Below are 5,224 nucleotides of genomic sequence, written 5' to 3'. Positions count from 1 at the left end.
CGCCCGCCGACGCGCGCCGCGGACCCGGCCCGGCGCCACGGGCGGTCGGACTACATGCTCACCGGCCGCACCCGCCCGCCGCGCGGGGGACTCCCCCGTTCAGGTGCCCAGCCGCCTACCGCACCGCCTCGACCGCTTCCGGCTCGGCCTGCGGCCGGTGCCCGGGCAGCTGCCCGGTCGGCAGGTCCCGGTGGCGGCGGATCGGGGAGCAGTACAGGAAGAGGGCCGCCGCCGGTACGCCCGCGGTCAGGATCCACAGGGCCGGGCGCAGGCCGAGCCAGGTGCCGAGCGCGCCCCCGAGCAGGGCGCCCAGCGGCATCGTGCCGTAGTTGAGGAACGCGGAGCTCGCCACGAGCCGGCCGAGCACAGTGCTCGGGACGTAGCTCTGGACGAACCCGGACTTGATGACGTTGCCCGCCACGACGCCGATCGCCACCCCGCTGTAGGCGAGGACGATCATCAGCAGGCCCCACCCGGGGCCGGCCAGCGGGATGAGCAGGGCCAGCGCCGGCAGCACCAGCTCGAACACCAGCAGGGCGCGTCCGCTGCCCAGCCTGGCGCTGACCCGACGCACGACGAACGCCCCCAGCACACCGCCGATGCCGCTGACCATCGCGAGGCTGCCGATCTCGCCGGAGGACAGGCCGACCTCACGGACCAGGAAGACGACCATGAGCGACTGGTACCCGGTCAGGGCGAGGTTGGACGCCGCTCCGAAGAGCGCCAGGCTCCGCAGGAAGGGGTCGCCGAAGAGCAGTCCCAGCCCCTCCCGGATCTCCTTGGCCATGGCGCCGCGCGGCCGTTGGACCCGCTCGGGTGCGGACTCCCGGTGCCGGATGGCGACCAGGCAGAGGGTCGCCAGCAGGAAGGTCGTCGTGTTGACGAGCATCCCGTTGGCGGCGCCCGCGAGTTGGATGAGCAGGCCGCCGCAGCCGAGCCCGGCGATCTGCGCCGCGGAGGCGCTGCCCTGGAGCTTGGCGTTGCCCTCGGCCTGGTCCTCCGGTTTCACCAGGTCCGGCAGGTAGGCGGTGTACGCGGTCTGGAAGAACACCGTGGCGGCGCCCGCGAGCAGGGCCACGAGCAGCAGTTGGGTCACCCCCAGCACTCCGGCCCACGCCGCGACCGGGACGCTGGCGAAGAGCGCGAAGCAGACGACGTTGGCCCAGAACATCACCTGCCTGCGCCGCAGCCGGTCCACCCAGACGCCCACCGGCAGCCCGATGACCAGCCACGGCACCCAGGGCGCCGCGCTCAGCAGACTGACCTCGAAGGTGTCGGCGTGCAGGGTCGACACGGCGATCAGCGGAACGGCGAGGACCGTGACCGACTGGCCGAAGCGCCCCGCCGTCTCGCCTAACCAGAGGAGCCGGAAGTCCCGGTGGCGGCGGAGCAAGCCGCCACGTGTGCCGTTGCCCATTGAACGCTCCGATCTGTCGCGGTAGGAAATCCGAACTGCCCGGAGCAGCCCACTGGTTGCGTCCCCTCCGGCACCCCGCGGCCGACGCCGGCGCGGGGAGCAGGACCGCCGCGCGGCCCGTACGCCGGTCGGCGCACGGGCCGCCGGCCCCGCCGGCTAGGACCGGTCGCGCCCACCCGCCAGCCAGGCGGCGAGAACGGGGCCGATCTGGGCGAGCTGATCGGGCCTCGTCATTTCACCATGCCGCCCGGTCACCCGGTGCACCTCGATCCGACCGGTGACGTGGGCCCGCCAGTCCTCCGGCCGCACCGGGGGGCGCGGCTCCTCCCTGGTCGCCTCGAAGAACAGCACATCGCCCCTGAACGTACGGGACTTGAAGGAGTCCAGCACCGCGATGTTCGCGAGGAAGACCCTGGCCATCGCCTCCAGCGCGGCGTCGCCGAGCAGGGCGAACGGACCGTCCGCGGCCCGCGCGGACTCCGGGTCGTGGCCGAGCGACTCCAGGAGCGCCCGGACGGCCTCCGCACCGGTCAACTCCCGGGCCGGTTCGGTCGATCCGCCGCCGCCCCCGCTCGGGAAGCTGTCCATCAGGGTGAGCGCCTCGACCTCCTCGCCCTCCTCCTGGAGCCGGACGGCGAGTTCGTGCGCCACGACCCCGCCGAACGACCACCCCAGCAGCGCGTACGGGCCCTGCGGCTGGACCGAGCGGATCAGCGCCAGGTAGTCGTCGACCATGGCGTCGAGGCCGGCCGGAACGGCCTCGGGGGCCAGCAGGCCGCGGGCCTGGAGACCGTACAGGGCACGGCCGCCGTCGAGGTGGCGGAGCAGGCCCGAGTAGACCCAGCTGACGCCGGCCGCGGGGTGCACGCAGAACAGCGGCCGGGCCGCCGGGCCGCTGCTCCTGCGCAACGGCAGCAGGGTGGCGAGCGCGCCGTCCCCGTCCCCCGCGTCGTCCAAGCGGCCGGCGAGCGCGGCGACGGTGGGGGCGTCGAAGACGTCCCGGATGCCGATCTCGGCGCCGAGGGCGGTGCGGATCCGGCCGATCAGCCGGGCCGCGAGCAGCGAGTGCCCGCCCAGGAGGAAGAAGTCGTCGTCGATGCCCACCGACGGCACCCCGAGGACCTCGGCGAAGACCGCGCACAGGATCTCCTCCTGCGCCGAGCGCGCGGCCCGTCCGCCGCCTCCCGCACCGGCGACCGGCGCGGGCAGCGCCCGCTGGTCCAGCTTGCCGTGTGAGGTCATCGGCAGGTCCTCCAGCACCACGACCGCCGACGGCAGCATGTGCCGCGGCAGACGGCCCGCGGCGAAGCGCTGCAACTCCTCCGGGTCGGCCGCCCGGTCGGCGGCCGGCACCACGTACCCCACCAGGCGCTTCTCCCCCGGCTGGTCCTCGCGCACCACCACGGCGGCCTGCGCCACCGCCTCGTGCGCCATCAGCACCGCGGCGACCTCGCCCGGCTCGATCCGGAAGCCCCGGATCTTCACCTGGTCGTCCGCGCGCCCCACGTACTCCAGGGCGCCGTCGGCGCGCCACCGCACGAGGTCGCCGGTGCGGTACATCCGCTCGCCCGCCGCACCGAACGGATCCGCCACGAAGCGCTCGGCCGTCAGACCCGGCCGGCCCAGGTAGCCGCGGGCGAGGCTCTCCCCGGCGATGTACAGCTCGCCGGGAACGCCCGGCGGGACCACCCGCAGTCGGTCGTCCAGGACGTAGAGCCGGGTGTTGCGGATCGGCCGGCCGATGACCGGCCGCTCGTACTCGCCGATCACGGCGTTCGTGCTGTACACGGTGCACTCGGTGGGACCGTACTGGTTGTTGGCGGTGACCCCGGCCCGCCGCAGAACATCCCAGAGCGCCTCGTCGACGGCCTCACCGCCGACGTCCACGATCCGCGGGCGGGAGGCGCGCTGCTCGGAGAGCATCCCCAGCTCGACCAGCTGCCGGCAGTAGGTCGGGGTCGTCTCCAGGTAGTCGATCCGCTCGCCGTCGATGTAGTCGACCAGGAGCTCCGGCGTCCGGCGCGTCTCGTCATCCACCAGGTGCAGCTCGTGGCCGTCCAGCAGCCAGAAGAGCAGCAGCCAGCTGGCGTCGAAGGTCGTCGCCCCGATCATGGCGGCCCGCAGGGGGCGGCCGGCCGAGGCGATGTCGGCCCGGTAGACGTCCTCCCGGTGGCTGTGGACGAGGTTGGCGAGGGAGCGGTGCTCGACGAGCACGCCCTTCGGCGTCCCCGTCGACCCGGAGGTGAAGATGGCGTACGCGGCGTGCCCGGGACGCAGGGGCGCGAGCCGGTCGGCGTCCGACACGTCGGCGTCGGACCGGTGGGCCAGCTCGGCGCCCAGCGACGGCTCCGCCAGGTCCAGCAGGTGCGGCACCCGCCCGGCCAGATCGGCGAACCGCTCGGCGGTGTCCCCGCCGGTGATCACCAGGCCGGGGCGGCAGTTGTCGAGCATGTACCCGACCCGCTCGACCGGGTACTCCGGGTCGACCGGGACGTAGCAGGCCCCGGCCTTCAGGATCGCCAGCAGCGAGACGACCAGGTCCGTGCCCCGCGGGAGCAGGACGGCCACGGACTGCTCCGGCCCCACCCCGCGGTCGATCAGCAGCCGCGCCAGGCGGTTCGCCCGAGCATTGAGCTGACGGAACGTCAGAATCTCGCCCTGGAAGACGAGCGCGGTCGCGTCCGGCGTCCGCCGGACGTGCCCCTCGAAGACCTCCGGGACCAGCCCGGTGTCCGCCGGGACGCGCGTGGTGTCGTTCCACTCGACGAGGATCTGCCGGCGCTCGGCCGGGCTCAGGATGTCGACCGCCTCGATCGACTGGTCCGGGTCCGCGACCAGGGCGGTCAGCAGCCGGAGCAGGCGGTCCGCCAGCAGGGCCATGGTGTCGCGGTCGAAGAGCTCGGTGGCGTAGTGGAGAACGGCGAGGATGCCGGAGGGGGCGCCGGCGGCGTCGCGGCTCTCGACGCAGGTGAGGTTGAGGTCGAACTTGACGGGCGGCATCCCGAAGGACTCGGGCTGAGCAGTGAGGCCCGGGAGTTGAAGGGTGCCCTCGTCGTTGTTCTGCAGGACCAGCATCACCTGGAACAGCGGATGCACGGAGCTGGAGCGAACGGGGTTCAGCTCCTCGACCAGCCGCTCGAACGGCAGGTCCTGGTGGGTGAACGCCGCCAGGTCGGTGTCCCGGACCCGGCCCAGCAGGTCGCCGAAGCTGGGGGCATCCGAGAGGTCCGTCCGCAGGACCAGGGTGTTGACGAAGAACCCGACCAGGTCGTCCAGCGCCTGGTCCGAACGTCCGGCGACGACCGTACCGATCGGGATGTCCGTGCCGGCTCCGAGGCGGGACAGCAGGGCCGCCAGGGCCGCGTGCAGGACCATGAAGAGCGTCACGCCGTGCCGACGCGCCACCGCGTCCAGTTCGGCGTGCAGCTTGGGGCCGACGTGGAACTGCAGCAGGTCGCCCTCGTGCGACGCGGTGGCGGGGCGGGGCCGATCGAAAGGCAGAGCCACCTCCTGCGGCGAACCCCTCAGCGCTTCGGACCAGTAGGCGAGTTGCTGGTCCATGGTCGCGCCGAGCTCGTTGTGCTGCCAGAGCGTGTAGTCCGCGTACTGGACGGCCAGCGGCTCCCAGTCCGGGACGAGGCCGGCCAGGCGGGCCCGGTAGGCCGAGGCGATGCCCTGCCAGAGCGGACCGGAGGACCAGCCGTCGCTCGCGATGTGGTGCAGGGTCAGGACGAGGACGGACTCGGTCGTGCCGAGGGTGAACAGGGCTACCCGCAGAGGGAGTTCGGCGGAGAGGTCGAAGGTGGT

The 5,224-nt window shown here is 73.4% G+C and carries 2 protein-coding genes; both read right to left on the bottom strand.

Features of this window, described 5'->3' with window-relative positions; translation table 11 throughout:
• Positions 1-115 precede the first annotated feature (115 nt).
• Positions 116-1,417: an MFS transporter gene (locus tag AE652_RS20820; RefSeq protein ID WP_049653738.1), complete on the bottom strand. Its 1,302-nt coding sequence runs from the start codon at positions 1,415-1,417 to the stop codon at positions 116-118.
• 156 nt (positions 1,418-1,573) lie between these two features.
• On the bottom strand, positions 1,574-5,224 hold a 3,651-nt coding region (locus AE652_RS20815), incomplete at its 5' end, for an amino acid adenylation domain-containing protein (RefSeq protein WP_049653737.1).

The organism is Kitasatospora sp. MY 5-36 (assembly GCF_001182915.1).
Classification (GTDB): domain Bacteria; phylum Actinomycetota; class Actinomycetes; order Streptomycetales; family Streptomycetaceae; genus Kitasatospora.
The sequence above is the reverse complement of the archived record's forward strand: the minus strand, read 5'-3'. Positions and strand labels throughout refer to the sequence as shown.

Coding starts and splice junctions, on each gene's coding strand:
- AE652_RS20820 (WP_049653738.1), bottom strand. CDS start 1,417: ATGGGCAACGGCACACGTGGCGGCTTGCTCCGCCGCCACCGGGACTTC.